Raw genomic sequence first — 25,497 nt, 5'->3', positions numbered from 1 at the left:
GCCTCCTTATTCCTTTAATGGTTTATATGCCAGGCCGCTCCAGGTAACATTGCCGTGCAATAAGGAAAATTCCAGGACATTCAGCCTCACACCGTGTACCAGCACCGATATCGGCCCCAGTATAATATTTATCGTATGGCCGATAAAGAGAATAATTATCCGTGCCGCAATGTTTACGCCTGCGCCGGCAGCAAGCATATTGACGGAATCAGCCACTGCCACGCCGGCTAACCCTACCGCGAAAAGGCGGATGTAAGAAACTACATCTGAGAAATTACCCACCGCGCCAAGCGCTAACGTCCCCAACCCTTCGCCTATTGCCTTGAAGATATTTTTCTGCGGGCTGACAAAAAATATGATTAATGTAACTCCTGCCAAAGCTAACCATTTACCGGCAACCGGAAAGGGGTCTCCCAGGATAAACATCTTTGCCAGAAGAAAACCTACCCACAATAAACAAATAAAGCCGATATCTGCCAGCGCTGTTAACGACGGAAATTTTTTACAAGCCCGCCATACGTGCGCCAGGCTTAATTGCACAGCCCCCAGCAAAAAGCAAAAAGACATAAGAAACTTAGTATTATTTAAAGCCGGCGCCAGAGCTGGAAAGCCCTGGGCGAGATACCATTGCTGGCCAAAAACCGTTCCGGTTAATAGGCCCCACGCAATAGCGCAGGAGCTGAACAGATAAAATAAAAAGAAGACCCTTTTATCTTTTACTTTATTGGCGTATTTACGTTGGGCTAAAAAAGTAAGCGCGCAATATACCGCCCCGTAGCCGGCATCTCCAATAATCATTCCGAAAAAGAGGGATAAAAATAATAAAAATAAGGGGCTGACATCCAGCTCGCGGTAACCCGGGACCACTTCCATTAATTTGAAAACCGGATTGATGAGAGAAATCCATTTCGGGTTACGCAATAAAACCGGGACGTTGTCTTCGGCTGAAGGTTCGCCAATAAGAATCCCCCACCCTTCTTTTTTCGCTAAATCCATAAGTTGCTCTTCATTTTCATCCGGGGCATAACCCACTAAATACGTTAAATCTATCGTCTCCGCCATGCCGCTTACGGCCTCATGGAATTCCAACTCTCTTTCCAAGGATCGCTTTATTATTAACAATTCTTCCCGGTAAAACCCGTATTCATCCAGTTTTAATTTAATTTCATTTATTATATTTGCGTCTTCCGTCAGCCGTTTTTGCATTGAGCCAAGGCTAAGCCTGGGAAGTTGTAATTCTTTAAACCCTATATCTATGTTTTTTTGCGAGATTACGGCGCAATAAACCATTCCGGATTTAGAGGTTATCTCCTCTACAATTGCATCCACAGGCAATCCCTGTAATTCTTTTCTCGGTATCCTATAGAGTTTTACATAAACATTCTTTTCTGCTAAGCCTGCTATTGCCGACGGATCAAAATCGCCCCAGGCCTGCCATTCGCCTATCTGTTGCGTAAGGACCTTTGAGTATTCCTGCAGATGGTCCAGCCTCTTCCATAAATCAATGATGTGGCTGGCTGTCTGCCTCCAATCAACAAAAACTTTTTCTTTTTCCCGGGGTCGTTTTTTTTCAAGGGATCCTGCTTCTGAAATAATTCCCAGCGCCTCATTCGCCAATGCCAAATCCTCTTCCAGGAGGCTGATATCTTTACCTTTAGGCACCTGCTGATGCTCTACGTGCATTACGCCTAAAGAACGCAAGGCCATAATGCCTTCTTCGGCATCCTTTTGCTGCATAATTATGGCGGCTTTTTTCATCGGGACAATCATCGATTTTTTCTCTCTTAACTATCAGAAAATTGACCCCGAGCAGTTATTATTTTTCTTCAGGCTGCGAGGGGCGCTTCTGTGAACTCTTCTATCTTTCTTTTAGCAATCTTACTGCGGCCGACCGCGTTAGCCATCTGGTCGCCGATGTAAATCTTAATCAGGCGGATGGCCTCAATAGCCTCAGGAATCTTCACCTTCTCAAAAAGATTGACCCTTTGCGTGGTAATGCGCAGTTCCTGTTTTAAGATTGCGATGCCTTTCTCCATAACCTGAATCTCTTTTTCTAAAGACACGATTCCTCTCAATGCCTCAATAGCAAAATCGACCCAAAGCGGAGTAATGAATAAGTCGTATTCTGCTTCCTTAAACTCTGCGCGCTCAAATAGGGGTAAATCTACCCCAGCCACATTTTTTGCACCGGTAATTATATTAGCGGGGATAAACCACTCCTTGATATTTACTAGTGGATCTGTTAATAATCCTGCCCAGGCCTTTGCCGCTTCTTTTTTCCTTTTCTCGGCTTCTCTTTTTTCCGAAAGCAAATTTATCTGCTGTAAAATCTCAAGCTGCAGCTGCTGTTTTTTAAGCTGCAACGTCGGCAGGTATCTTTCATATTGCCTTAAGGCATCCCGCTGACGTTTTAACCCGCCTTTGGTGAGTTTTATCTTGGACATATTCTTTCAGGGACAGTCCCCTAGGTATCCTTTGGATTAGCTATCTACGGGGACAGTCCCTGTTTTGGCCAGTATTTTTCAATTATCGCTTTTCTGATTCCTGTCTCTTCGGGGTTAAAACACTCAGCCAGTATCTCCCATCCCAGGTCCAGGGCCTTTTCCAGGGGTATATTTACTTTCAAGGACATCATCTTCTCTTCAAAAAGTTTTCCATAATGCAGGAGTTTTTTATCCCATGAACTCATCTGAAAACCCATGGCCTGTTTCTCAACGGTTTCGCGGTAATTCGCAAAGAGCTGGATCATCGTATCCATAATTGTGCGGTGGTCGTCGCGGGTCTTGCCGTTTACCTGCTGCTTAAGCCGGCTTAAGGAACCAAAAGGTTCAATCACGCCTCCTTTTAAATAAAACTGTCCTTCGGTAATGTAGCCGGTATTATCCGGGACAGGATGAGTGACGTCGTCTCCGGGCATGGTAGTGGCGGCGAGAATAGTAATTGAGCCTGCGCCCTCAAAATCCACTGCCTTTTCATAGCGGCTGGCCAGCTGCGAATAAAGGTCTCCGGGATACCCGCGGTTTGAAGGGACCTGTTCCATGGTAATGGATATTTCTTTTAAGGCATCGGAAAAATTAGTCATATCCGTCAATAAAACTAAAACACGTTTTCCTTCCAGCGCAAATTGCTCGGCAACCGCCAGGCTGATGTCAGGCACAAGCAGGCATTCAACTACGGGGTCAGAGGCAGTATGGATAAAGAGGATGGAACGCGTAAGCGCGCCCTTTTCTTCAAGTATATCCCTGAAGAAGAGGTAATCGTCGTATTTTAAGCCCATCCCCCCTAAAATAATGATATCCACCTCTGCCTGAATGGCGATCCTCGCTAAGAGCTCATTGTAAGGCTCCCCGGCGATGGAGAAGACCGGCAATTTCTGTGACTCAACCAGAGAATTAAAAACGTCTATCATCGGAAGGCCGGTGCGGATCATTTTATTGGGGATAATCCTCTTTGCCGGGTTTACCGAGGGCTTTCCGATTTCAATCAGATTATCGGATAATTGCGGCCCCTTATCTAAAGGCAGGCCGCTTCCGTTAAATACGCGGCCCAAAAGATTATCGCCGCTTGCCACACGCATAGTATGCCCCAGGAACCTGACCTCATCGCCGGTAGAAACCCCTTTGCTCCCGGCAAAGACCTGCAAAGAAACTTTCTGCTCGTCAATGCGGATAACCTGCGCCAGGGATTTGCCTTGTTTGGTAGAAACTTCGGCGATCTCTAAATATCCGATGCCTTCGGCTTCTACGGTGATCACATCCCCTGCAATTTGAATAATATTGGTATATACTTTATGCATCCGCCTCTTCCTCTTTGCCGGAAATCTTTTCTGATAATAATGCAGATATTTCTTGTTCTGTACCCTTGAATTCCTCGCTAGCCCAAGCGCTTGAGTTCCATCCTTTAAAAACCTGGCGCAGCTTCTGGAAGAAATGCAGGGCATCTGCTTTATCAGAAAAAGAAAAATCTGTTTCTAAAATATTATAAATAAAATTAAATACGTAGGTTTGCCTATCTTTTGCGGTTGCCTCATCAACCTTGTCAAAGGCATTCTGCTGCAGGTAGACAAAATCAAAGAATTCACCCTTTAAATAATCTACGTAGTCAGGAAGCGATGCCCCCTCTTCGCCGATAACCTTCATCATCTGGGCGACATCATGGCACTTGCGCAGAATCTCATGGCCTCTTTCTTCCTGTTTTTCCTCAATAAAGCCCTTGTATTTACTCCAGCTGATTAAGGGGTCAATTGCCGGGTATCTCCTGGCGTCTGAGCGCTCGCGCGATAATCCGTGAAACGCGCCGACGACTTTTAATGTGGCCTGGGTTACCGGCTCCTCGAAATTTCCTCCGGCTGGGCTGACTGTCCCGCCGATAGTTACCGAACCGATACTGCCGTCAAGGAGTCTGACCACGCCTGCGCGCTCGTAGAAAGAGGCGATGCGCGACTCTAAATAAGCGGGGAAGGCCTCTTCCCCGGGTATCTCTTCCAGCCGGCCGGACATCTCGCGCATGGCCTGCGCCCACCTCGACGTAGAATCCGCCAAGAGTAAAACATTTAAACCCATCTGGCGGTAATATTCCGCAATGGTAACCGCCGTATAAACGCTGGATTCTCTCGCGGCAACCGGCATGGAGCTGGTGTTACAGATAATCACTGTGCGCTCACTCAAGGGTTTTCCGGTCTGAGGATCAATTAATTCGGGAAAGGTTTTAAGCGTCTCCACTACTTCTCCGGCGCGCTCACCACAGGCGGCGATAATCACAATATCTACCTCGGCGTGGCGGCTGGTTAACTGTTGTAAGACCGTCTTTCCGGAGCCAAATGGCCCGGGTATGCAATAGGTGCCTCCCCGCGCAACCGGAAATAAGGAATCTATTAAGCGCATCCTGGTTACTAAAGGCTCTTGAGGCTTTAATTTTTCAGCATATGCGGGAATGGGAATCTTTACCGGCCAATTCTGCGAAAGAAAAATATCTATCTCTTTACCGTCCTCATCCTTTAGCTTCGCCACCGGCTCTTCTAAATTATAATCGCCTGCCCCTGCAACCTGCGTTACTTCTAAAATCCCCCGCAGGCTAAACGGCGCCATAATATAATGTTTAAAAATCTTCTCCGGCACAAAGCCGATTTTCGCTCCGGCCAGGATTTTATCCCCGGGTTTAACCAGGGGAGTAAATTGCCACTTGTTCTCTTCAGGCAAAGCCTTTATATAGACCCCGCGCTGTAAAAAGAAACCGCACTTTTCGGCTAAAAGCGGCAGGGGATTCTGCAGGCCGTCAAAAATCTGGCCCAGGAGCCCTGGCCCAAGCTGGACAGAAAGCAACTCTTCGGTAAATTCAACTTTATCCCCGACCTTAAGGCCCGAGGTGCTTTCGTAAACCTGCAATTCCGCGTTCTTCTGCCGCACGCGGATTACCTCTGACTTAAGGCGTTCCTCGCCGTGGATGATATAAGCGACCTCATTCTGGATGACAAAGGTATCAAACCCGACGGTAACCATGTTGGCATTAATCCTTTTAATATAACCTGTTCTTTTTTGCGGCATCTAAAACCTCTTGTTAATTTCCGGCTAAGGCCTCAGTAAGTATTTTATTCTTATCTGCTGACTTAATCCTCTCCCAATGCTCCAGGATCAAGAGCTTGCAGGCATAAATAATCAGAAAATCCAGATCAAAATAGTGCCCGAATGACAACTCCTCTAAAAAATCCCACTTTGCCAGGGCCAATATCCTCTCGCCTTCAAGGGGCGAAGGATTCCTTTGCGCAGCCAGAGCCACATGATAAAGTATAGCTCCTGCAGATCCGTCGGGCCGCAGGTATTTAGCCGGGTCTATTCTTTTACGGCTGGCCCTTAACTTTACTAATTCATTGCGCAGCATAATCTCAAAATCCACCCATCTTCTTATGGTTGCCTGGGCCCCTTTATATTCGCATTGTAAGGGAAGACTCTCTAATAGCGTAAAATCATCCTGCGGGATGAGTTCTTGGCATTTTAAAAGAAACTGCTCAAAAGAAATATGCGCTGGCGCGCCAAAATGCAGCATGGGTAAACTTGCGATAAGATAAGGATATAAATCCGGCATGCTTTCTAACTCTTTAGGATTTCTTTCAGTTTTGGCTTAAGGTATGCCCCGATATATTCGGCCAGGGCCTTTTCGCTAAAATCAAACTGCGATTTACCGGCATCAAAGCTGATGACAAATCCCGCGCCGATACTCTCCGAAGGCCTTAAAAGTATTTCTTTCTTGGTCTCTGCCTTAAGCTTGGCTAAAAAGCCGCTCTCTAGGGCCTTCAGGTCTTCCTTATTAAGGGAAATTATGATATCTGTTTTTTCCTTTACGCAGGAACCCTTGATGGCGCTGCTTAAAATTTTAAAGAGATTTTCTGGCGTCAGCATATCGCGCAATTCCCTGACGATGATTTTTTGCAACATGATATTGACCTCCTGCTTAAGCGTAAGCAGAAGGTCTCTGCCAGCCTGCGTAAGCGAGGCCCTTTCTTCTTCGCGCATCTTAAGAATCTGCTCTTTCGCGTTATTCAAGAGGCTGCTAGCCTCGCGTTTTGCTTTAGCTAAAACCCGCTCTGCCTCCTGCCTGGTTTTCTCTTCTATTTCTTTAGCCTTCTTCTCAGCTGCAGCTATGCCTTCCTGATTTATTTTGTCTATTAACGACTTAATGTCTTCTGCCATGGCGTTCTCCTGTCTATCCCGTCAATATCTCTTCTACTACCTGTCTTGGATTCTTTGCTTTAAGTATTGGCCTGCCGACGACAATAAAATCTGCACCGGCTTCCCTTGCGTCTTTGGGCGTGGCAATCCTTTTCTGGTCTTCTTTTATAAAACCATCTGGCCTTATCCCGGGAGTAAGAATAATAAAATTCCTGCCTAAGCGTTTCCTGATTATCCTTGCCTCCTGCACAGAGCAGACCACGCCGTCTAAGCCGCATCTTCTTGCCATTCTGGCTAAATACAGGACTTCACTCGACACTGGCTTATTAATTCCTAAATCTTTCAGGAAACGGCCGCAGATACTGGTGAGCAGGGTTACCCCTAAGACCTTAGTATGGCTTCCGCGGCAGATATTGCTAACCTCCTTAAGCGCGGTTGGCCCGGATAAGGTATGCACTGTAAACATGGCTGCTTTATGCTTTAATGCCTCTTTAGCTGCTTTTGCCATGGTGTTAGGGATATCATTAAATTTTAAATCCAAAAAAACGCTCGCCCCTGTTTTACGGATAGCCCGAATAATCTTGGGGCCGCCTGCTGTATAAAGCTCTAAACCCACCTTAAAAATTTTTACTTTCGGATAAAGCAACTTTACCCAACGTAGCGCCTCTCTAGGGTTATCTACGTCCAGGGCGAGAATCAGTTGGGTCGCTGTTCGCTGTTCGCTGTTCGCTGGTTTCATGTTTTAAGGCTCCCGCTCAGTATTTTAATATCTTTTATTTTATTGGTAATCAAATATTCCTTTATACCCTGGATTATTTCCATGGTTACCTTGGGATTAATAAAATTCGCCGTGCCTATGCTGATTGCCGTTGCCCCGGCAATAAAGAATTCCAGTGCGCTTTTGGTATCCATTATACCACCCATTCCGACGATAGGGATTTTAATCTTTTGATAAACCTCCCGGACCATCCTCACCGCAACCGGCCTAATTGCCGGACCGCTTAAACCTCCCGTAACGCTTGCGATCTTAGGTTTCTTCGTTTTTATATCTATGCTCATGCCGGTAAGCGTATTTATTAAAGAAACCGCGTCGCTGCCGGCTCTTTCAGCTGCCAAAGCGATTTCGGCGATATCGGTAACATTAGGGGAAAGCTTGGTAATAATAGTCTTGCTGGTAACCTTGCGCACCTGCCTGACTAAATTATAAGTTGCTTTTGGATTCTGAGAGATTAGTTTGGGATTTGGGATTTGGGATTTGGGATTTTTAACATTAGGGCAGGAAATATTTAGCTCTATCGCCGCGACTCCCCTGACTTTATCCAGACGCTTTGCAAGGCTGATAAATTCATCCGGGTTATCCTCAGAGGCAATGCTGATAATTATCGGCACGCCTATCTTTTTCAACTGGGGTAATTTCTCTGCCAGAAAAACTATAAGCCCGGGATTTTCTAAGCCGATAGAGTTAAGCATGCCCGCGGGAGTTTCACAGGTGCGCGGGGGCAGGTTGCCTTGGCGGGGCTTTAAGGTAATGGTCTTGGTGACAATCGCGCCCAGTTTTTTTAAATCCATAAAGCCCCGGAATTCATCGGCATAACCAAATGTACCTGAGGCAACCATCACCGGGTTCTTGAGTTTCAAGTTACCTATATTCACGGAAAGTTTGTTTTGCATTTTATTTGCTTAAAATCATCTGGATAGAAACGAAAAGCAGGAATATGCCAAATAATCTTTTCAGGAGCGGGTCGGATAAATTCTGCACAAAGTTTGCGCCGATTAACCCGCCGATAAAAAACCCCAGGCAGATGAACCCGGCCATACCCAACTTTACGTTACCGCTATAATAATAACGCAGTGCTGCCAAGAGCCCGATAGGAGGAATCATAATAGCCAAGGTTGTGCCTTGCGCCTGATGCTGTGTCAACCCGAAGAGATAAACCAAAGCCGGGATAAGAATAGTTCCTCCGCCGATGCCAAACATCCCTCCGAAGATACCAGCGACTATGCCTAAAATTATATATAAAATCTGATTCATTATATTTCTCCTAATGTTGTGTCAAAGTGTCAGTGTATCAAAGTATCAAAAAATCTACACTTTGACACATTGACACCTTGATACTTTGACGCCGCTTCTAAAAACTCGGCTCAATACATAATACCTTATGTTTACTAAGACCCTTAAGCCCCCCGCGGATAAAACTCAAATTAGTCAGGTATTTCATCCTGCACCAGGTAAAGAATTTATCCTTCGGCTCCATGCCAAAGTTCCACTTTACATACTGATAGAGAAAATATATGGTCAAAAATAAAGAGGCGAGCGTAAAGATTTTCCAAAATACGCCTAGCCAGATAAAATTGCCTACCACGCCCAAGATAAAAAGCAGGGCAAAAATATGTAACATATGGAAATTACCCAAATAAATAAACCCTTTTAGAGGAAAGGGCAGCACAAATGAAGGGTTGCCTTTTAAAAATTGCAGGATAATCTCCAAGTTATTTTTACGCACATACTTCTGGATTAAAGGCAAATGCGCCTGGCCATAGGTCACCCAGACCCGAAGCAGGGCCTTTAAATCTGCGCGGTGCATATGGTCGACTTTGGCTTTAGGCGCAAAATAAAATTTCCAGCCTGCCTGGCGGTGCTGATAACTTAAATCCATGTCTTCGCCAGTGGGCCTCTCCCAGAATTTAGCCCCAATCTCGCGCATGGCACTGCGGCGGTAAGCGACATTACAAGTACCGAAAAAATAAGCCTTATGCCCGCCGATATCCGAGGGCTCAGGGTCTCTGGGGAATTCCGGGTAGTACCCCTCCTGAATAAAACCGTAGCGGGGAGAGACCATATTGAAACGGAAGTGCTGGCACCAGGCCTCTACCAGATTGTTGGGGTCGACTTTTAAGGTGAAGACTTCGCCTCCCACGGCGGCAATCTGCGGGTCACGGCTAAAGTGCTTGAGCATCTCGTTTATCCAGTTCTTATCCGGCGCGCAATCAGCATCAGTAAAAAAAAGAAAATCGCCCTTTACTGCTTCCAAGGCTTTGTTACGGGCAAATCCCGGAGATGGACAATTAGGGATTTGGACTAACTTAATGAAAGGGTAGATTTTGCGCCAACTTTCTATAATTTCTACGGTCTTATCTGTAGAACCTCCGTCGGCAATCACCCATTCCCAGGAGTCCCGCGGGTAATCCACGGCGAGCAGGTATTCAAAGGTCTTCTCAATGGTGCGCTCAAAGTTCTTTACGGGTATAATGATGGAAACAAAGGGATTAAAGGACGCCATTGTCTGCCTCCTTTTTTAATGAGCAGATAACTTACGAGCACAAAGTGTGAGTAAGTTATTGTGCGAATTAAACCCGCCACAGAACTTTGGCGGGTCAAATTCAGACAGAGACTTACGTTCGCTTCGCTCCATAAGTCTCGTCTTCATTTGACCAGATTATACTATCAGCGCTAAAGACCGGGCCTTCTTTACAGACTCTCTGAAAACCTCCTGTCGTATTCACTACGCAACCTAAACACGCACCTATGCCGCAGGCCAGATGTTCTTCTAAAGAAATCTGACCGGGAATTTTATGTTTTTGAGAAATCAACGCAACTTGTTTTAACATCGGCCTTGGGCCGCAAGCGTATATGGTCGTTGGTCGTTGGTCGTTGGTCGTTGGTAGAATATGTTTTAACAACTCAGTAACCTTGCCCTTAAAACCTCTTGAGCCGTCGTCAGTGGCGATTTTTACTGCGCAACCTAAATCTTTAAACTCTTTTTCGCAGAAAAGCTGATATTTTGTCTTAGCTCCTATTAATACCATACTTTGATACTTTGACACTTTCCTGCCTGCCGGACAGGCAGGGACACTTTGACACCTCTGTATTTTTTCCGCGAGGAATAAAAGCGGCGCGACTCCCATGCCGCCGGCAACTAATATCCGTAAGCTGTAAGCTGTAAGCTGTAAGCTGTAATTAAAACCATGCCCTAATGGCCCAATCACATCTGAATATTCCCCTGCCTTGCGAGTTGATAAAATCTGCGTCGCCTCACCCAGCACCTCATAAAGAATCTCTATGCTACCTCTTGAGGCCTTATGGATACTAAAGGGCCGGCGCAGCAGCGGTTCAAAAGCGCCGCCGTTTACCCTGATATTCACAAATTGTCCTGGCTGGGCTTCTTTGGCTATCTGCGAAGCTCCCAGGACCAGTTGAAAATAATTACCCTTAATCCTTTTATTATAAAGTATTTTTGCCTTGATTTGAAGCATCTTTTTACCGTTCACCTGTCTTTTTGAGCAAATAAATAATCAGGCCTGAGAATACGATAATGACACTTAAGGTTAATACTGTTTTGCGTAGATACATACTTAAACCCATGCTGAGCGCATCGTTCCAACCCTCTATCAAAAAAACAACAAAAAGCACGGCTAATATTGAGCCTATTTCTTTTTTTAGCCAGAGCGTTTTTAATGGAAGGTATTCTGCGATATCTTTCTTTAATAGCGCGCCCCAAGCAGGGATAAGGCGGGGGACTCTTTGCTGGTAATCCTGGTACGCCTGGCCAAACACTGCTACAAGTTTCTTTTCTTCCTGAAAGATAAGGAAGATGTAGCGTACAATAAAAACGCACAGGAAAATAACCAGCGCCCAGAAATTAAAGAGCGCAAGTACAACCCCCAGCCCGGTTAAAAGTATACCCAGATACATGGGGTTACGCACCAGGGTATAAGGCCCCCGCTCAATCAAAGAGCGGCTATTTTGGGAATTTGCGGATTTGTAACCCCGGCCAGAGGCCCGAAAAATCTGGCCTAAAAGAATAAGCGCAATACCGCAGATATTGGCGAATCCGTCCCAGAAAAGTGCCTGCGGCCGCCGGAAAAATATCTTAGGAAAAGCCAGGATCAAAACAACTGCCAGAAACATAATCAGTCCGTTTATCTTCAGGCGTTTTTTCATTTTAGCGCTGGCACCTCGGGCAGAAATAAGTCCCCCTGCCGCCTAAGGCCATCCTTTTAATCGGTGTTTTGCAGACCAAACAAGGCTTACCTTCGCGGCCATATACCTTATGATATTGCGCGTAGTCTCCGGGTTCACCCGATAACTGCACGTATTGGTCTACCGAGGAACCTTTGTATCTTATAGCTTCGGATAAAGTATCTTTTATTTCCCGAAATAACAAAGCTTTTTCTCTATCTGTTAAAGAAGACGCGGGCCGTTCAGGATGAATCCCGGCCCGAAAGAGCGCTTCCGCAGCATAGAGATTGCCTATGCCGGAAATAAATGTTTGGTCCAAAAGCAGTGGTTTGATTTTAGTCTTTTTACTGCTGAGCATGCCTTTGAATTCTTCCGCGGTTATAGCAAACGGCTCCGGGCCTAATCCCTGGATAAATTTTAAGCTGCGCCAATCATCCATCAGCCGCAGTTCCGCAAATAATCTCTGGTCGTTAAAATCCAGGGTTTTACCGCCGGATAATTTAAAACTCACCCGGCTGGCTTTATCATTACCCGGATAAACCAGTTGGCCGGTCATCTTCAAATGAATAACCAGGGCCTTACCGTTAGAAAGCTCCAAAATCAAAACCTTGGCCTTACGCAAGATATGCTTAATGCTGGCGCCGGTTAAGCCCAGCTTAAATCTCTTTACAGAGGGTTGACGAATAACCACAGCACGATGCACATAGACCTCGGTAATCTTCTTGCCCAGGACTGCTTTTTCTAATTCCCTTTTTATGGTCTCAACTTCCGGTAACTCCGGCATTTCTTCTCCTTGCACTAGGTGCCGAGCTAATCTCGTACCAGGTGCGAAACTAATCTTGTACCGTTTCCAAATCTAATCTTGTACCTGGTACAATCTTGAATTCGCACCTGGTGCCCGATTGGATTCACACCAGGTGCTAACTTAAAATTTTAACCCAGACCTCTCTGGAGCGCGGTCCGTCGCCTTCGCAAAAATATATCCCCTGCCAAGTGCCGAATGCCAAGCGGCCACTCTCAATAAATATAGTTAGGGAAGAACCAAAGAGCGCTGCCTTGATATGGCTATCGGAATTGCCTTCACTATGCGTGTATCCGGCATTTTCCGGGATGAGCTTATTCAGGGCACGGATAATATCCTGCCTGACCGACGGATCTGCGTTTTCATTGATAGTCAGCCCGGCAGTAGTATGCGGACAGAAGAGAAAACACACGCCATCTTTAACTTTGCTTTTAGATACTATTGCCTGGATTCTCTCCGTAATATCCACTAACTCGATACGGCTATTTGTTTTTACGCTTATCTTTTCCACTTTTTCCTTTTTTATGGTATTCCTGCAGCGATTTTACCCCTAAGTCCTTTTTGGCTAAGGCCTCAATGCCGTTGACGGTAGCCTGCGCTCCGGAGATAGTGGTAGTATAAGGTATGTTGTAAAGAATGACCTGTGAGCGGATCTTCACCTCATCTTGCCGCGGGACCCTGCCCGACGGCGTATTAATCACCAGTTGAATTTTACCGTCCTTCATCAAATCCAGGATATTGGGCCTGCCTTCAGCTATCTTAGGAAGCACTAAAACTTTAATGCCATTCTTCTCTAAACCGATGGCCGTTCCGGAAGTAGCATAGATATGGAATCCCAAATCCCGCAGTTTCTTGGCAATAAATACCACTGCCCTTTTATCTTTATCCCGCACAGAGATAAAGACATTTCCTTTACGCGGTAGATTCTGGCCTGCGGCAATCTGGCTCTTAATATAAGCCCGGCCAAAATCCGCATCTATGCCCATTACTTCGCCCGTAGATTTCATTTCCGGGCCCAGGATAATATCCACCCCGGGGAAACGGCTGAAAGGAAATACTGATTCCTTAACCGCAACGTGCTTAGGTATAATCTCTTTGGTAAAACCCAAATCTTTTAGTTTGGCTCCTAAGATAACTTTAGTAGCTAGTTTTGCCAAAGGAACGCCGATGGCCTTAGAAACAAAAGGTATGGTCCTGGAGGCTCTGGGGTTAACTTCTAAGACATAGACTTTATCCTCTTTTACTGCATACTGTACATTCATCAGGCCCACGACCTCTAGCTCCTTGGCCATTTTGTAAGTCGCTTCCCTGATCTTCTCTAATATTCCGCCTGGTAAGGTATAAGTAGGAAGCGCCATAGCCGAATCTCCGGAATGGATGCCGGCTTCTTCAATATGCTCCATTATTCCGCCGATGACAAAGGTTTCGCCGTCACCAATCATATCTACATCCACCTCAATGGCATCCTCTAAAAACTTATCAATGAGCACAGGATGCTCTCCGGAAACTTCAGCCGCCTCTTTAATGAAGCGCTCTAAGGTGGATTCATCATAGACAATCTCCATGGCCCGGCCACCTAAGACATAAGAGGGCCGCACTAAAACCGGATAGCCTATTTTCTGCGCCACTTGCTTCGCCTCTTGGAAAGTGAAGGCCGTGCCATTATCCGGCTGCAGGAGATTTAATTTATGGAGCATCTCCTTAAAACGCTGCCTGTCTTCGGCAATATCGATATTCTCCGCGCTGGTACCTAAAATGTTTACTCCGGCCTTGCGTAGAGGTATGGCCAGGTTAAGCGGGGTCTGGCCGCCAAACTGCACAATTACTCCGATGGGTTTCTCTACTTCAATGATATTCAGGATGTCTTCCCGGGTGAGCGGCTCAAAATATAACCGGTCCGAAGTATCATAATCAGTAGAGACTGTCTCGGGGTTACAGTTAACCATAATACTGTCAATGCCCTCCTCTTTCAAAGCATAAGCAGCATGGCAGCAGCAATAATCAAATTCAATACCCTGGCCGATGCGGTTAGGCCCGCCGCCTAAAATCACTACCTTTTTATTTTTGCTGGGCCGCGCCTCATCCTGGGTCTCATAAGTAGAATAAAAATAAGGCTGCTTGGCCGGGAATTCTCCGGCGCAGGTATCCACTAATTTATACACTGCCGTAACCTCCTCTTTCTTACGCAATTCGCGCACCTTTTCTTCGCTGGAGTTTAAAAGATAAGCCAGTTGTTTGTCGGAAAAACCGTCCTGCTTGGCTTCTTTAAGCAGCTCTAAAGGCATGTCCAGCTCATCTTTAGGCTGGTTATGCTTAAACTTTTTGATTTTCTCCTCCATCTCTACCAACTCTTTCATATTTTCAATAAACCAGGGGTCAATCTTAGAGAGGCCGTATATTTCTTTGACCGATAAACCCGCCTTAAGTCCGTATCTGATATAAAATAGCCTCTCATCGTTAGGGATGCGGATTTTATCCTTGATAATTTTCAGCAAACCGTTCTGGGGCTTCTTGAGCATCTCATCGGTAATCTTATCCTTGCCGTCTGCGCCAAAACCAAAGCGGGAGATCTCCGTCGAACGGATGCCTTTTTGCAGGGCCTCTTTAAAATTACGGCCGATGGACATTGCCTCACCCACTGCTTTCATCGAGGTATTCAGCAGGCGCTCTGCCCGTGGGAATTTCTCAAAAGTAAACCTGCAGATTTTAAAAACACAGTAGTCTACGGTAGGTTCAAAGAAAGAAGTAGTCTTCCCGGTAATCTGGTTCATTACTTCCGGCAGCGTCAGGCCCACAGCCAGCTTTGTCGCTACTCTGGCAATAGGAAATCCGGTGGCCTTAGAGGCCAAAGCAGAGGAACGCGAAAGCCTGGGGTTGACTTCAATAATCACAATGTGGCCGTTCTCGGGATTCTGGGCAAACTGGATATTCGCACCGCCGCCGGTGATACCGACTCTGCGGATTATCTTCTTGGAAAGATTAACAAAATTATTGTATTCTTCAGTAGTCAGGGTCTGGCTGGGCGCAACTACAATGCTATCTCCGGTATGCACACCCATGGGGTCAACGTTCTCCATGGAGGTAATCATAATCACGTTATCTACGCAGTCACGCATGACTTCAAATTCAATTTCTTTCCAGCCCAAAACAGACTGCTCCACCAGAATTTGATGCACCGGGCTGGTCTCTAAACCTTTGTCGAGGAATTTTTCTAACTCTTCCTTATTATAAGCTGTGGCGCCGCCGCTACCGCCTAAGCAATAAGCCGGCCGCAGGATTAAAGGAAAACCGATGTTCAGGCCGATCTTCATCCCTTCTTCCACTGTAGTAGCAATGCCGCTTTTAGGCACGTCTATACCGATCTCCTGCATGGCCTTCTTAAAGAGCTCGCGGTCTTCGGCGCAAGCAATCGCTTCCACTGATGCCCCGATAGACTCTACCCCGTATTTTTTCAAAATACCTTCCTTCATCAGAAAGAAGGCCAAATTTAATCCGGTCTGCCCGCCTAAAGTCGGCAGGATGGCATCCGGCCGCTCTTTAGCAATAATCTTAGTCACTACATCTACATTCAGCGGCTCTATATAGGTAATATCCGCCAAGCCCGGGTCAGTCATAATCGTCGCCGGGTTAGAATTGACTAAAATCGTAAAGTAACCTTCCTCTTTCAGGGCCTTGCAGGCCTGAGAGCCGGAATAATCAAATTCACAGGCCTGCCCGATGACAATCGGGCCTGAACCAATCATAAGAACCTTTTTAAGATCTTTACGCCGGGGCATCTGTTACTCCTTTTTTAACATTTTCATAAATCTATTAAACACGTTGTTTATCTCATCAAAACCGGGGCTCACCGGATAATACTGGATACCGATAATTTTCAGTTTCCGGCTCTCTATTTCTTCGACGCTGCGGTCATTGAGGTTACGCGCCGTAATCTTTATCTCTTTTATTTTATGGAGCGAATCAGCGTCTACTACGCAGGCATGGTTCTGCACGGTGATCTCGCCTTTATAAGAAACGGGGTTATTTATAGGATAATTGACGCCGCGATGCCCCAGCCTTAACCTAGTTATCTTAGCACCCAACGCCGCTGCCAGGACCTGATGGCCGGTAGATATTCCTAGCATAGGCAGCTTATTAATCAGAGGCTTGATATTATTAGCCACTTCTTTTAAGGCCGGGTCTTCTTCGGGGCCGTTTGAAATAATCAACCCCTTAGGTTTGTGGCGCAGGATTTCCGCTGCCGGAGTATTATAAGGCAAAACTGTGAGAGAAAAACCCAGCGCTTCCAGTTGCCTGATGATACTATTAGCGATACCCAAATCCAAGATAGCTATTTTTTGCTTTGCCTTGGCCTTGCCCAAGTGCAGGGGTCTTGTAACGGAAATTTTAGGCAATAGGCTCTCTATGGATTTCTTTTTAAAGGTATTTATCTTGGCTAAGAGTTCCTTACTTTCAAAATTCTGAGTAGAAATTATCCCGAAGAGAGAACCCTTTTGCCTTAAATGCACGGCTAAAGTGCGCGTATCCACTGCGCTAATCCCTACCAGCTTATGCGCGATCATAAAATCTTCCAAACTCCCCTTTGCCTGCCAGTTAGAATAGACGCGCGAAATATTTTTCACTACCAGGCCGGAAAGCCAAATATTTTTGGACTCATTGAACTTTGGCGCGACTCCGTAATTACCGATTAAAGGATAAGTAAGGACCAAAATCTTGCCGGCATTAGCCGGGTCAGTGATCATCTCCTGATAACCCACTACTGCGGTATTAAAAATTACCTCGCCAATCCTTTCTCCTTCTGCGCCCAAACTCTCACCCGTAAAAATCTTACCATCTTCCAACATCAGAATTGCCTTCATTGCTTGCTCTCCTTTAAGAGTTGTTTGACTTTATCTACTGCCTCCTCAGCTGTCGCCACTTTGATTACACCTTTTATATCCCAAGAATGAAGACTGATTATTGGTATGCCAAACTGTATACAATAAGCAATCTCAGAAAGCGTCCCTGCTTCCCCGGGAAGCGCAACCACCACATCCGCGCTCTTTACCACTAAAACATTTCTCGCTAAACCCATACCTGTAGGGATAGCTATATCTACAAAAACATTGGCATCGTGCTTATCGTAACCTGGTAGAACGCCTATAGTTAGGCCTTCTCCAACCTTAAAACCCTGACAAACCGCCTTCATCGTTCCACTTAAGCCCCCACAAACCAGAATATCCACCACTTTTGCCAACTTTTTACCCAATTCTTGGGCTATCTGCTCCACTTCCTTCGTACACTCATGCCCCCCAATCACCCCTACCACCTTTTTACGCATATCTTCTAAAAATTAATCAGCGTTATTTAAACTGTTCTTTTATCCTAGGGCGGGTAAGAAAAAGAATAATAAGTAAACAAACTAACGCTGGAACGATACATAATATCCTCTTAAATAAAGGTTCTGCGCGAGCAAGAATAGCAAAGAGTAATCCAATTGGAACTGATAAATATAATCCCCAAGAATAAATAATTAAATTATATTTTCTTGCACTTGTTTTTAGTCTTAAAGATTGAATACCAGCCCAGAATATAAAAAAGCCTATAGAAATAAAAAACGGTGAGGCAATTAATGGCCCAATAACAAAACTTTCCATTTCTTTTGGATGTAATATAAAATGAGTAAGCAGGTTGCCGCAATATAATACTAAACGCGCCCCTATTATCAAATCTAATAAACCTATAATAAACATACATATTTTTATTTTCTTATCCATCATTTTGGCTACCTCCCTTTAAAATGAATCTGGCGAATTTTCATCCGGTTACTAATAAGCTAATTTTTGCGGGTGACGCGGGGGATGCCTCGAGGAAAATTTGACGAGAGGCTCACCTCGCGGTGAGGACCCGCAAAACTCAATTTCAGCACGCGAGCAAATCCCGCAGCAAAATCATTAAGTTATCAAAGTGCGCCTGGCGGGAGTCCCTGCCTGCCGGCAGGCAGGGAACCTGCACAGTGCTTACCTTGCGCCTGGACAGAGTCGAACTGTCACCACTAGCTCCGGAGGCTAGTGCGCTATCCATTGCGCTACAGGCGCGCGATTAAAATAAGCTTAATTGTTTCTCCGTAGTATCTTTTTTATCTTCATCCGAGAATATGGAAATTTTTCCATATTCTCCGTCGTAACCTGCCTGGATATTCACTTTACTTTCTCTCACCCTGAATATACCTTCGGCGATCCTGGGATTTACATTCTTTAACAAAACTTCTTTGGGTGTCCTATTTAAAATCTCAAATTCCGTCCCTAATCTCGCCAGGCAGGCGCGGTATTCTTTCTCTACGCCCTGCGAGGCCTTACCAATACCTTTTGCCTCGGCGATAATCTCATCCAAAGGAATCAGATTCTTAAAAGGGATGCTGTTTGAAGGAACGTATCCCTGCGGCCTATCGGCTAACTGCTCCACCCGGTTCATCACGCCCACAGTAACGTTTTTTCCGCACTTGGGGCACTTGCCTTTATTGGCGCGGGTTTCATCCGGAGAGAGCCGCATACTGCAAAGCCGGTGGCCGTCATAATGATATTTGCCTTCCTCCGGGAAGAATTCCACGGTGTATAAGAATCTTTTTTTGTCTTTGGTTTTGAGCACTTCCCTGATGGTTTTATAATTTAGCTCGCAATCAAAAACATTGGCCTCGCGGCCTATCTTAGAAGGCGAATGAGAATCGCTGTTAGATACGAGAGTATATTTATCCAGCGCGCTTAGCCGCCAATTCATGGCAGGATCCGAGGAGAGCCCGGTCTCTAAGGCAAAGATTTTGGGTGTCTGGTTCTCAAAACAATCTTCAATCCTGTTAAAACCGGACATGGAGCCAAACAAACTAAACCAGGGGGTCCAGATGTGCCCGGGTATAACCATGCAATTCTCATCAATATCAAAAATAATCCGCGCCAGCTCTTCGGCATCCATCCCTAATATCGGCCGGCCATCTGAAGCCAGGTTTCCGTAGCGGGCGAGGGTCTCGTTTATTTTATCCGTAGTTTTCAAAGAAGGGCTGAGCACCATATTATGGATACGGTAGGTCTTGCCTTTTTTAGAATAAATGCTGCTGATCTCCGAAGTCAGGATAAAATATACCTCCTTATATTTAAACAGGCCGTTACCCAAATCTTCTAAATTATTCCTTAATTCTTCCAGCCACAAATGGTGGGTAAAATCGCCTGTGCCCATTAAGGTGATACCTTTTAATTTCGCCCAGTCGGCAATATGCGCTACGTCCATATCACGGGAGGTGGCCCGGCTATATTTAGAATGAATGTGAAAATCAGCTATGAATTCCATTTTTGTTATTGGGTTACTTACGTTTAAACACTATAACGAATTTGTATATACGATCTTGCCCGCACAGATAGTGTATTCCACTATGCCGGACAATTGTTTCCCCAGAAAAGCCGAGTTTTTAGATTTGGAAACAAATTGTTCTTTAGTAACTATCCATTCCTTATCCGGGGAGACGATAATAATATCTGCGCCGCATCCGGCGTCTAATGTGCCTTTATCTATGCCTAAAATTCGCGCCGGATTAAGGCAGAGTTTTTTGACTAAATCTATCCAACCCAACAAGCCGGTCTTCACCAATTCGGTAATGCTTGCGGCCAGTTCAGTTTCTAAACCAATAGTGCCGAATTCTGCCCGCTGGAATTCAATCTCTTTTTCGTTTTCGGTGTGCGGGGCATGGTCAGAAGCAATGGCGTCTATTATCCCGCTCTTTAAGCATTCTTTCAAAGCCTCTGTATCTGACTTGCTTCGTAAAGGAGGGTTCATTTTCATATTGGCATCAAAACCCAGCACTGCCTCTTCAACCAAACTAAAATGATGCGGCGTAACTTCTGCCGTGATATTTATGCCTTTCTTTTTGGCGGCGGCGATTAACTGCACTGACTCTTTAGTGCTGACGTGCGCAATGTGCAGGCGGGATTTGGTTTCTTCGGCTAAGCGAATATCCCTTTCTACTCTTTTATATTCTGCCTCAGCCGGCATCCCCCGTAAACCCAGCCGCGTAGAGATAATCCCCAAGTTTACTACTCCCGAATTGCTCAGCGATTTATCTTCGCAATGCGAGATGACTAAAACGCCTTCATCTTTGGCTTTTAAGAGAGCTTGGCGCATCAGTTCTGCATTCTCTACAGACGCACCATCATCGGAAATGGCTACCACTCCTTCTTTTTTCAGGCTGGCTATATCGGTTAATTCTTTCCCCAGCCTTCCTTTAGTGATGGCGCCGGCAATAAAAACATTGGCCTGTCCGCTCCTCTGTATAATATTCTTGAGCAGTCTTATATTTTCCGGGCAATCCATAGCCGGCGCGGTATTAGGCATGGCTAAGAGGCTGGTGACCCCGCCCTTTAACGCTGCTTTGGTGCCGGTAGCAATGGTCTCCTTATCTTCCCTACCCGGTTCGCGTAGATGCACATGCATATCCACGATGCCCGGCATGACTATTTTACCCCTGGCTTCTATGACATTATCCGCATCCGCTTTAATGTTTTTGGCTACCCTGGATATTTTAGCGCCCTCCACTAAAATATCACAAATACCGTCTATATTATTTGCCGGGTCAATTACCTGCCCGTTTTTAATGAGTATCTTCATGGCTGATATTCTCATTCGCCTGCGCTACTAAAAAGAGCGCGGCCATCCTCACGGCAATGCCGTTGGTCACCTGTTCCAGTATCACAGAGTTTGCGCCGTCGGCTACGCCGCTGGAAATTTCAATCCCGCGGTTTAAGGGCCCCGGATGCATGACAATAATATTCTTCTTAGCCTTCTCTAACCTTTCTTCGGTAATCCCGAAGTTTTTAAAATATTCTAATTGCTCTGGGAAGGCATTACCCTCATCGCGCTCAAACTGCATCCTTAAGACATCCACTGCATCAGCATCTTTTAGCGCCTCATCTATATCATTAGTCACTCTAACGCCCATTTCTTCAATGGCCGGCGGCACCAACATTTTGGGCGCGCAGACCGTCACTTGAGCGCCTAATTTAGTCAACCCCCAGATATTGGAACGGGCCACGCGCGAGTGCGCGATATCTCCGACAATACTCACCCTTAACCCTTCAATCCTGCCTAGTTTCTCCTTTAAAGTAAAAATATCCAAGAGCGCCTGCGTAGGATGTTCGTGCCAGCCGTCTCCGGCATTAATCACGCTGGCCTTGACATGGCGCGCCAGTATTGCCGCTGCCCCGGAATAATTATGCCGCACTACGATAATATCTACTTTCAGGGCCTCTATGTTCCTGCCGGTATCAATTAAGGTTTCCCCTTTTTTGACGCTGGAGGTCTCTGAGGCAATATTAATCACGTCTGCGGATAAGCGTTTTGCTGCTAGCTCAAAAGATACCCTTGTCCTTGTAGAGGGTTCATAGAACAAATTCACCACGGTCTTACCGCGTAAGGCCGGGACTTTTTTAATCTCGCGGGTAGAAACCTCTTTAAAGGAATCCGCAGTAGCTAAGATAAACTCCAGCTCTTCCCGGCTTAAATCTTCTAAACCCAGTAAATCTTTTCTCGTCCAGACCATATTGAGTTTTTTGAGTTTTTTGAGTTTTTTGAGTTTTTTGAGTTATGATATATACAACTCAATGGACTCTATGAACTCAATAGACTCAATGAACTATTAGTCCTTTTCTACAATCACCACTTCATCGCAGCCGTCCACTTCGCTCAAGCGCACCTCTACGGTCTCCTTCTGGGCGGTAGGGACATTCTTGCCGACATAATCTGCGCGCACCGGTAATTCCCGATGCCCCCTGTCTACCAGCACAGCCAGCTGTATGGACTTAGGCCGGCCCAAATCCATTAAGGCATCCAGCGCTGCCCTGACGGTCCTGCCGGTATATAAGACATCATCCACTAAAACAAGGTTCTTATCTGTGATAGAAAAATCTATCTCTGTCTTATGCACCACAGGCTGGCTGGCAATCAGGGTTAAGTCATCGCGATATAAGGTAATATCTAAAACCCCCACCAATACGCTGGCATTATCAATTTTTTTAATGCAACCGGCAATGCGGCTGGCTAGAAAGGCCCCGCGGTTTCTGATACCTACCAGGCACAAATCCTGCGTGCCCTTGTTCTTCTCCAGGATCTCGTGGGCAATGCGCATCAGGCTGCGGTTAAGCATCTCTTTATCTAATATTTTAGCTTTTTCTCGCATGCCTAATCTGCCTCTGTTTATCCCGCTCTATGCGTTTAATGTAACCGGTATATACTGTTTAACGGGCGGGATTATTTCGCGCATATAACTTACTCACACTTTGTGTTCATAAGTTATGCGCTCAATAAAAAACCCAACCGCTTTCTTTTGCAGTTGGGTGTTCTGATTTTAGTTTACCCTGATTCATGATCTTGTCCTTGCTAGTTTCTCAAGAACTAGCTTAAAGGCCTCGTCTAATTTATTCAAATATACCATCTAAAGCGCTCCCTGTCAAGGAAAAATTTATACCACCACCACGAATTCTCCGCGCGGTTTTTCTTTTTCCAGTTGCCCTAAGATATCCTGGCTACTGCCCCGTTTTATCTCTTCGAACTTTTTGGTCAGTTCCCGGCAGCAGGCTATTCCTCTGTCACCGAAAACGCACCCCATATCCTCCAGGGTCTTCATGATTCTGTGGCAGGATTCATAAAATACAATAGTGCATTCTAGTTTTGCCAGTTCTTTCAGGCGGTTACGCCGGGCTAACGACGTGCGGGGCAGAAATCCGGCAAAGATAAAATTATGCGTGGGTTTGCCGCAGAGAACCAGGGCATTGATAAAGGCAGCCGGACCGGGGATACAAGTGATAGCGATATTATTCTTGATGGCTAAATTAATCAGGTGATAACCCGGATCGAGTATGCCCGGCGTGCCGGCATCCGAAATCAGGGCAATGGATTTGCCCTCTTTGAGCAGGTTGATAAGGTATCCACCTTTAGTAAGTTTATTATGTTGGAAATAGCTGGTAGTAGGAACATGGATACCATAATGCTCAAGCAGGATCCTGGTGTGCCGCGTATCCTCGCAGGCGATTAAATCTACGCTCTTTAATACCTCTAAGGCGCGCAAACTGATATCTTTTAAGTTACCGATAGGGGTAGCAACGATATAGAGCATTCTCTTTAAGGGACAGGTACAATCTCAGTTTCGCACCTGGTGCCCGATTGGATTTGCACCTGGTGCTATTCGACGGTTACGGACTTGGCTAAATTACGCGGCTGGTCCACATCGCAATCGCGCTTGACGGCAATATGGTAGGCTAATAACTGTAATGGCAGCGCTACTATTAACGGAGAAAATAACTCCTCTATTTTAGGCACATAGATAACTTCGCGGGTGAGTTCTTGTATGTTTTCATCCCCTTGGCTGGCAATAGCGATAATCTTGCCCTGGCGGCTGCGTATCTCCTGGATATTAGAGGCCATCTTTTCGTAGACGCCCGATTCAAGCGCAATACAGACCACGGCGCGGTATTCATCAATTAAGGCAATAGGCCCATGCTTCATTTCGCCAGCAGCATAGCCCTCAGCCGGAATATAAGAAATCTCTTTTAATTTCAGCGCGCCTTCCAGCGCCGAAGGATAATTGATGTTCCTGCCCAAAAATAAAAATGAACCGAAATGGGAATGCCGGCGGGCAACCTCTTTGATAACTTCCTGATTCTCCAGGACCTGCTTTTGCAGATGAGGAGTTTTCTTGAGAACGCTAACAATCCGCTCTATTTTATCCTCGGCTAAAACCCGCTTCAGGCCTGCCAGATACAAGGCGAACAGATACAGAATAGCTAGCTGCGCCGTATAGGCCTTGGTGGAGGCCACGCCTATCTCAGGGCCGGCATGGGTATAGATTGTAGCGTCAGATTCGCGCACCAGGCTGGCACCTAAAACATTACAAATAGCTAATACCGCTGCGCCTTTTTTCCTGGCTTCCCGCACTGCTGCCAGGGTATCTGCGGTCTCGCCTGACTGGCTGATAGCTACTACCAGTGTATCCGCATTAATCAGGGGGTTACGGTAGCGAAACTCACTGGACACATCTACGCTTACCGGCACCCTACAGAGTTCTTCTATAATATACTTACCGCATAAGCCCGCATGATAAGCAGTGCCGCAGGCCACAATAATAATATTTTGTTTTTTCTTCAGCTGCTCTTCGGGAATCCCCAAATCTTCAAAGAATATTTTGCCGGTTTCTTTCCTGATGGTCATACCCAGGATATTCTCCAGTATCTTGGGTTGCTCATTAATCTCCTTGAGCATAAAATGCCTGTACCCTTGTTTCTGGGCCTGGTCAATATCCCAGTTCAGGCGCACCGTATTCTTAGGGATGTTTTTGCCGCTAAAGTCCGTTACCCGAACACTATCCTTCTCCAGAACCGCCACTTCATTATCATTTAAAAAAATCACTTCGTTCGTAGCATCTAATATCGCCGGCGCATCCGAGGCAAGAAAATTCTCCTTCTTGCCCACGCCGACAATTAAAGGACTGCCTAGGCGCGCGCCGATTAGCTTATCGGGTTCTTTTTGTGAAACAACCGCAATGGCAAAAGAACCCTCTAATTTACCAAGCGCCTTCCTAAACGCCTCTTCTAAGGGAGTGCTGTTACAATAAAACTTTTCTACAAGATGCACGATTACCTCGGTATCGGTCTGGCTTAAGAATTTATGGCCTTCCTTAATAAGCTCATTTTTTAATTTAGCATAATTTTCAATGATGCCGTTATGGACAACGGCGATTTCGTCGTGACAATCGCTATGGGGGTGGGCGTTGATTTGGTTGGGCGCTCCATGCGTCGCCCATCTGGTATGGGCAATACCTAGATTCCCGGCCAGGGGCTTTTTATGCAGGAGATTTTCCAGCGCGCTGATCTTGCCCGCAGATTTTCTGACGGAGAGGGCATTTTTGCCAGACAGGATGATAGCCATGCCACTGGAATCATAACCGCGATACTCCAGGCGCTTCAGGCCGTTGAGTAAAATCTCCTGGGCTGACCTTTGGCCGATATAACCGATTATTCCGCACATAATATTAACGTCCCCAACCGGATTTTCCG

At 45.9% G+C, this 25,497-nt stretch carries 24 protein-coding genes and 1 tRNA gene; all 25 read right to left on the bottom strand.

The window, feature by feature from the left end:
• Window positions 1–6 precede the first annotated feature (6 nt).
• Window positions 7–1,758, bottom strand: coding sequence for a hypothetical protein (locus PHV44_04355; protein ID MDD5592514.1), 1,752 nt, complete (start codon window positions 1,756–1,758; stop codon window positions 7–9).
• Window positions 1,759–1,826: 68 nt separating this feature from the next.
• Window positions 1,827–2,444 (bottom strand): V-type ATP synthase subunit D, encoded by a 618-nt coding sequence (locus PHV44_04350; GenBank protein ID MDD5592513.1) that lies wholly within the window; start codon window positions 2,442–2,444, stop codon window positions 1,827–1,829.
• A gap of 44 nt (window positions 2,445–2,488) precedes the next feature.
• Entirely contained in the window at window positions 2,489–3,796 is a 1,308-nt protein-coding gene (locus PHV44_04345; GenBank protein MDD5592512.1) for a V-type ATP synthase subunit B, read from the bottom strand.
• Window positions 3,789–5,543, bottom strand: a complete 1,755-nt coding sequence (locus PHV44_04340) for a V-type ATP synthase subunit A (GenBank protein MDD5592511.1) — start codon at window positions 5,541–5,543, stop codon at window positions 3,789–3,791. Before PHV44_04340 ends, PHV44_04345 begins: the two co-directional genes overlap by 8 nt.
• A 13-nt stretch (window positions 5,544–5,556) precedes the next feature.
• Window positions 5,557–6,081, bottom strand: a complete 525-nt coding sequence (locus tag PHV44_04335; GenBank protein ID MDD5592510.1) for a DUF2764 family protein — start codon at window positions 6,079–6,081, stop codon at window positions 5,557–5,559.
• 5 nt (window positions 6,082–6,086) lie between these two features.
• Window positions 6,087–6,686, bottom strand: coding sequence for a hypothetical protein (locus tag PHV44_04330; GenBank protein ID MDD5592509.1), 600 nt, complete (start codon window positions 6,684–6,686; stop codon window positions 6,087–6,089).
• 13 nt (window positions 6,687–6,699) lie between these two features.
• Window positions 6,700–7,404 (bottom strand): orotidine-5'-phosphate decarboxylase, encoded by a 705-nt coding sequence (gene pyrF, locus PHV44_04325; GenBank protein MDD5592508.1) that lies wholly within the window; start codon window positions 7,402–7,404, stop codon window positions 6,700–6,702.
• Window positions 7,401–8,336 carry a dihydroorotate dehydrogenase gene (locus PHV44_04320; GenBank protein MDD5592507.1) on the bottom strand — a complete coding sequence of 312 codons (936 nt, stop codon included), beginning with the start codon at window positions 8,334–8,336 and terminating at the stop codon, window positions 7,401–7,403. Before PHV44_04320 ends, pyrF begins: the two co-directional genes overlap by 4 nt.
• A 1-nt stretch (window position 8,337) precedes the next feature.
• On the bottom strand, window positions 8,338–8,697 hold the full coding sequence (locus tag PHV44_04315; protein ID MDD5592506.1) for a sulfite exporter TauE/SafE family protein: 360 nt from the start codon (window positions 8,695–8,697) through the stop codon (window positions 8,338–8,340).
• A 97-nt stretch (window positions 8,698–8,794) separates the two neighbouring features.
• Complete coding sequence (locus PHV44_04310; GenBank protein ID MDD5592505.1) at window positions 8,795–9,946, bottom strand: glycosyltransferase; 1,152 nt, start codon at window positions 9,944–9,946, stop codon at window positions 8,795–8,797.
• 112 nt (window positions 9,947–10,058) lie between these two features.
• On the bottom strand, window positions 10,059–10,919 hold the full coding sequence (locus PHV44_04305) for a dihydroorotate dehydrogenase electron transfer subunit (protein ID MDD5592504.1): 861 nt from the start codon (window positions 10,917–10,919) through the stop codon (window positions 10,059–10,061).
• A 4-nt stretch (window positions 10,920–10,923) separates the two neighbouring features.
• Complete coding sequence (locus PHV44_04300; protein ID MDD5592503.1) at window positions 10,924–11,607, bottom strand: isoprenylcysteine carboxylmethyltransferase family protein; 684 nt, start codon at window positions 11,605–11,607, stop codon at window positions 10,924–10,926.
• Between the two features lies 1 nt (window position 11,608).
• A complete protein-coding gene (gene mutM, locus PHV44_04295) occupies window positions 11,609–12,409 on the bottom strand; it encodes a DNA-formamidopyrimidine glycosylase (protein ID MDD5592502.1) in 801 nt (266 codons plus the stop codon).
• A 136-nt stretch (window positions 12,410–12,545) separates the two neighbouring features.
• On the bottom strand, window positions 12,546–12,938 hold the full coding sequence (locus tag PHV44_04290) for a secondary thiamine-phosphate synthase enzyme YjbQ (GenBank protein MDD5592501.1): 393 nt from the start codon (window positions 12,936–12,938) through the stop codon (window positions 12,546–12,548).
• Window positions 12,910–16,203 carry a carbamoyl-phosphate synthase large subunit gene (carB, locus tag PHV44_04285; protein MDD5592500.1) on the bottom strand — a complete coding sequence of 1,098 codons (3,294 nt, stop codon included), beginning with the start codon at window positions 16,201–16,203 and terminating at the stop codon, window positions 12,910–12,912. The genes PHV44_04290 and carB overlap by 29 nt, the downstream gene beginning before the upstream one ends.
• 3 nt (window positions 16,204–16,206) lie before the next feature.
• Window positions 16,207–17,286, bottom strand: a complete 1,080-nt coding sequence (carA, locus tag PHV44_04280; GenBank protein ID MDD5592499.1) for a glutamine-hydrolyzing carbamoyl-phosphate synthase small subunit — start codon at window positions 17,284–17,286, stop codon at window positions 16,207–16,209.
• Window positions 17,283–17,747 (bottom strand): TIGR00725 family protein, encoded by a 465-nt coding sequence (locus PHV44_04275; GenBank protein MDD5592498.1) that lies wholly within the window; start codon window positions 17,745–17,747, stop codon window positions 17,283–17,285. The genes carA and PHV44_04275 overlap by 4 nt, the downstream gene beginning before the upstream one ends.
• 22 nt (window positions 17,748–17,769) lie before the next feature.
• On the bottom strand, window positions 17,770–18,186 hold the full coding sequence (locus PHV44_04270) for a hypothetical protein (GenBank protein MDD5592497.1): 417 nt from the start codon (window positions 18,184–18,186) through the stop codon (window positions 17,770–17,772).
• A gap of 246 nt (window positions 18,187–18,432) precedes the next feature.
• Window positions 18,433–18,504 (bottom strand) — tRNA-Arg (locus PHV44_04265).
• Between the two features lie 4 nt (window positions 18,505–18,508).
• Window positions 18,509–19,747 carry an endonuclease Q family protein gene (locus tag PHV44_04260; GenBank protein ID MDD5592496.1) on the bottom strand — a complete coding sequence of 413 codons (1,239 nt, stop codon included), beginning with the start codon at window positions 19,745–19,747 and terminating at the stop codon, window positions 18,509–18,511.
• Window positions 19,748–19,777: 30 nt separating this feature from the next.
• The gene (locus PHV44_04255; protein MDD5592495.1) at window positions 19,778–21,058 is read right to left on the bottom strand and encodes a dihydroorotase; all 1,281 of its coding nucleotides are present in this window, start codon (window positions 21,056–21,058) and stop codon (window positions 19,778–19,780) included.
• A complete protein-coding gene (locus tag PHV44_04250; GenBank protein ID MDD5592494.1) occupies window positions 21,042–21,989 on the bottom strand; it encodes an aspartate carbamoyltransferase catalytic subunit in 948 nt (315 codons plus the stop codon). The genes PHV44_04255 and PHV44_04250 overlap by 17 nt, the downstream gene beginning before the upstream one ends.
• Window positions 21,990–22,085: 96 nt before the next feature.
• Entirely contained in the window at window positions 22,086–22,625 is a 540-nt protein-coding gene (gene pyrR / locus PHV44_04245) for a bifunctional pyr operon transcriptional regulator/uracil phosphoribosyltransferase PyrR (protein MDD5592493.1), read from the bottom strand.
• 282 nt (window positions 22,626–22,907) lie between these two features.
• On the bottom strand, window positions 22,908–23,561 hold the full coding sequence (gene rsmI / locus PHV44_04240; protein ID MDD5592492.1) for a 16S rRNA (cytidine(1402)-2'-O)-methyltransferase: 654 nt from the start codon (window positions 23,559–23,561) through the stop codon (window positions 22,908–22,910).
• 65 nt (window positions 23,562–23,626) lie between these two features.
• Window positions 23,627–25,468: a glutamine--fructose-6-phosphate transaminase (isomerizing) gene (glmS, locus tag PHV44_04235; GenBank protein ID MDD5592491.1), complete on the bottom strand. Its 1,842-nt coding sequence runs from the start codon at window positions 25,466–25,468 to the stop codon at window positions 23,627–23,629.
• Window positions 25,469–25,497: the final 29 nt, after the last annotated feature.

The organism is Candidatus Omnitrophota bacterium, from assembly GCA_028717245.1.
Classification (GTDB): Bacteria; Omnitrophota; Gorgyraeia; order Gygaellales; family Profunditerraquicolaceae; genus JAGUYA01.
This window is presented reverse-complemented; position numbering and strand designations above follow the sequence as displayed.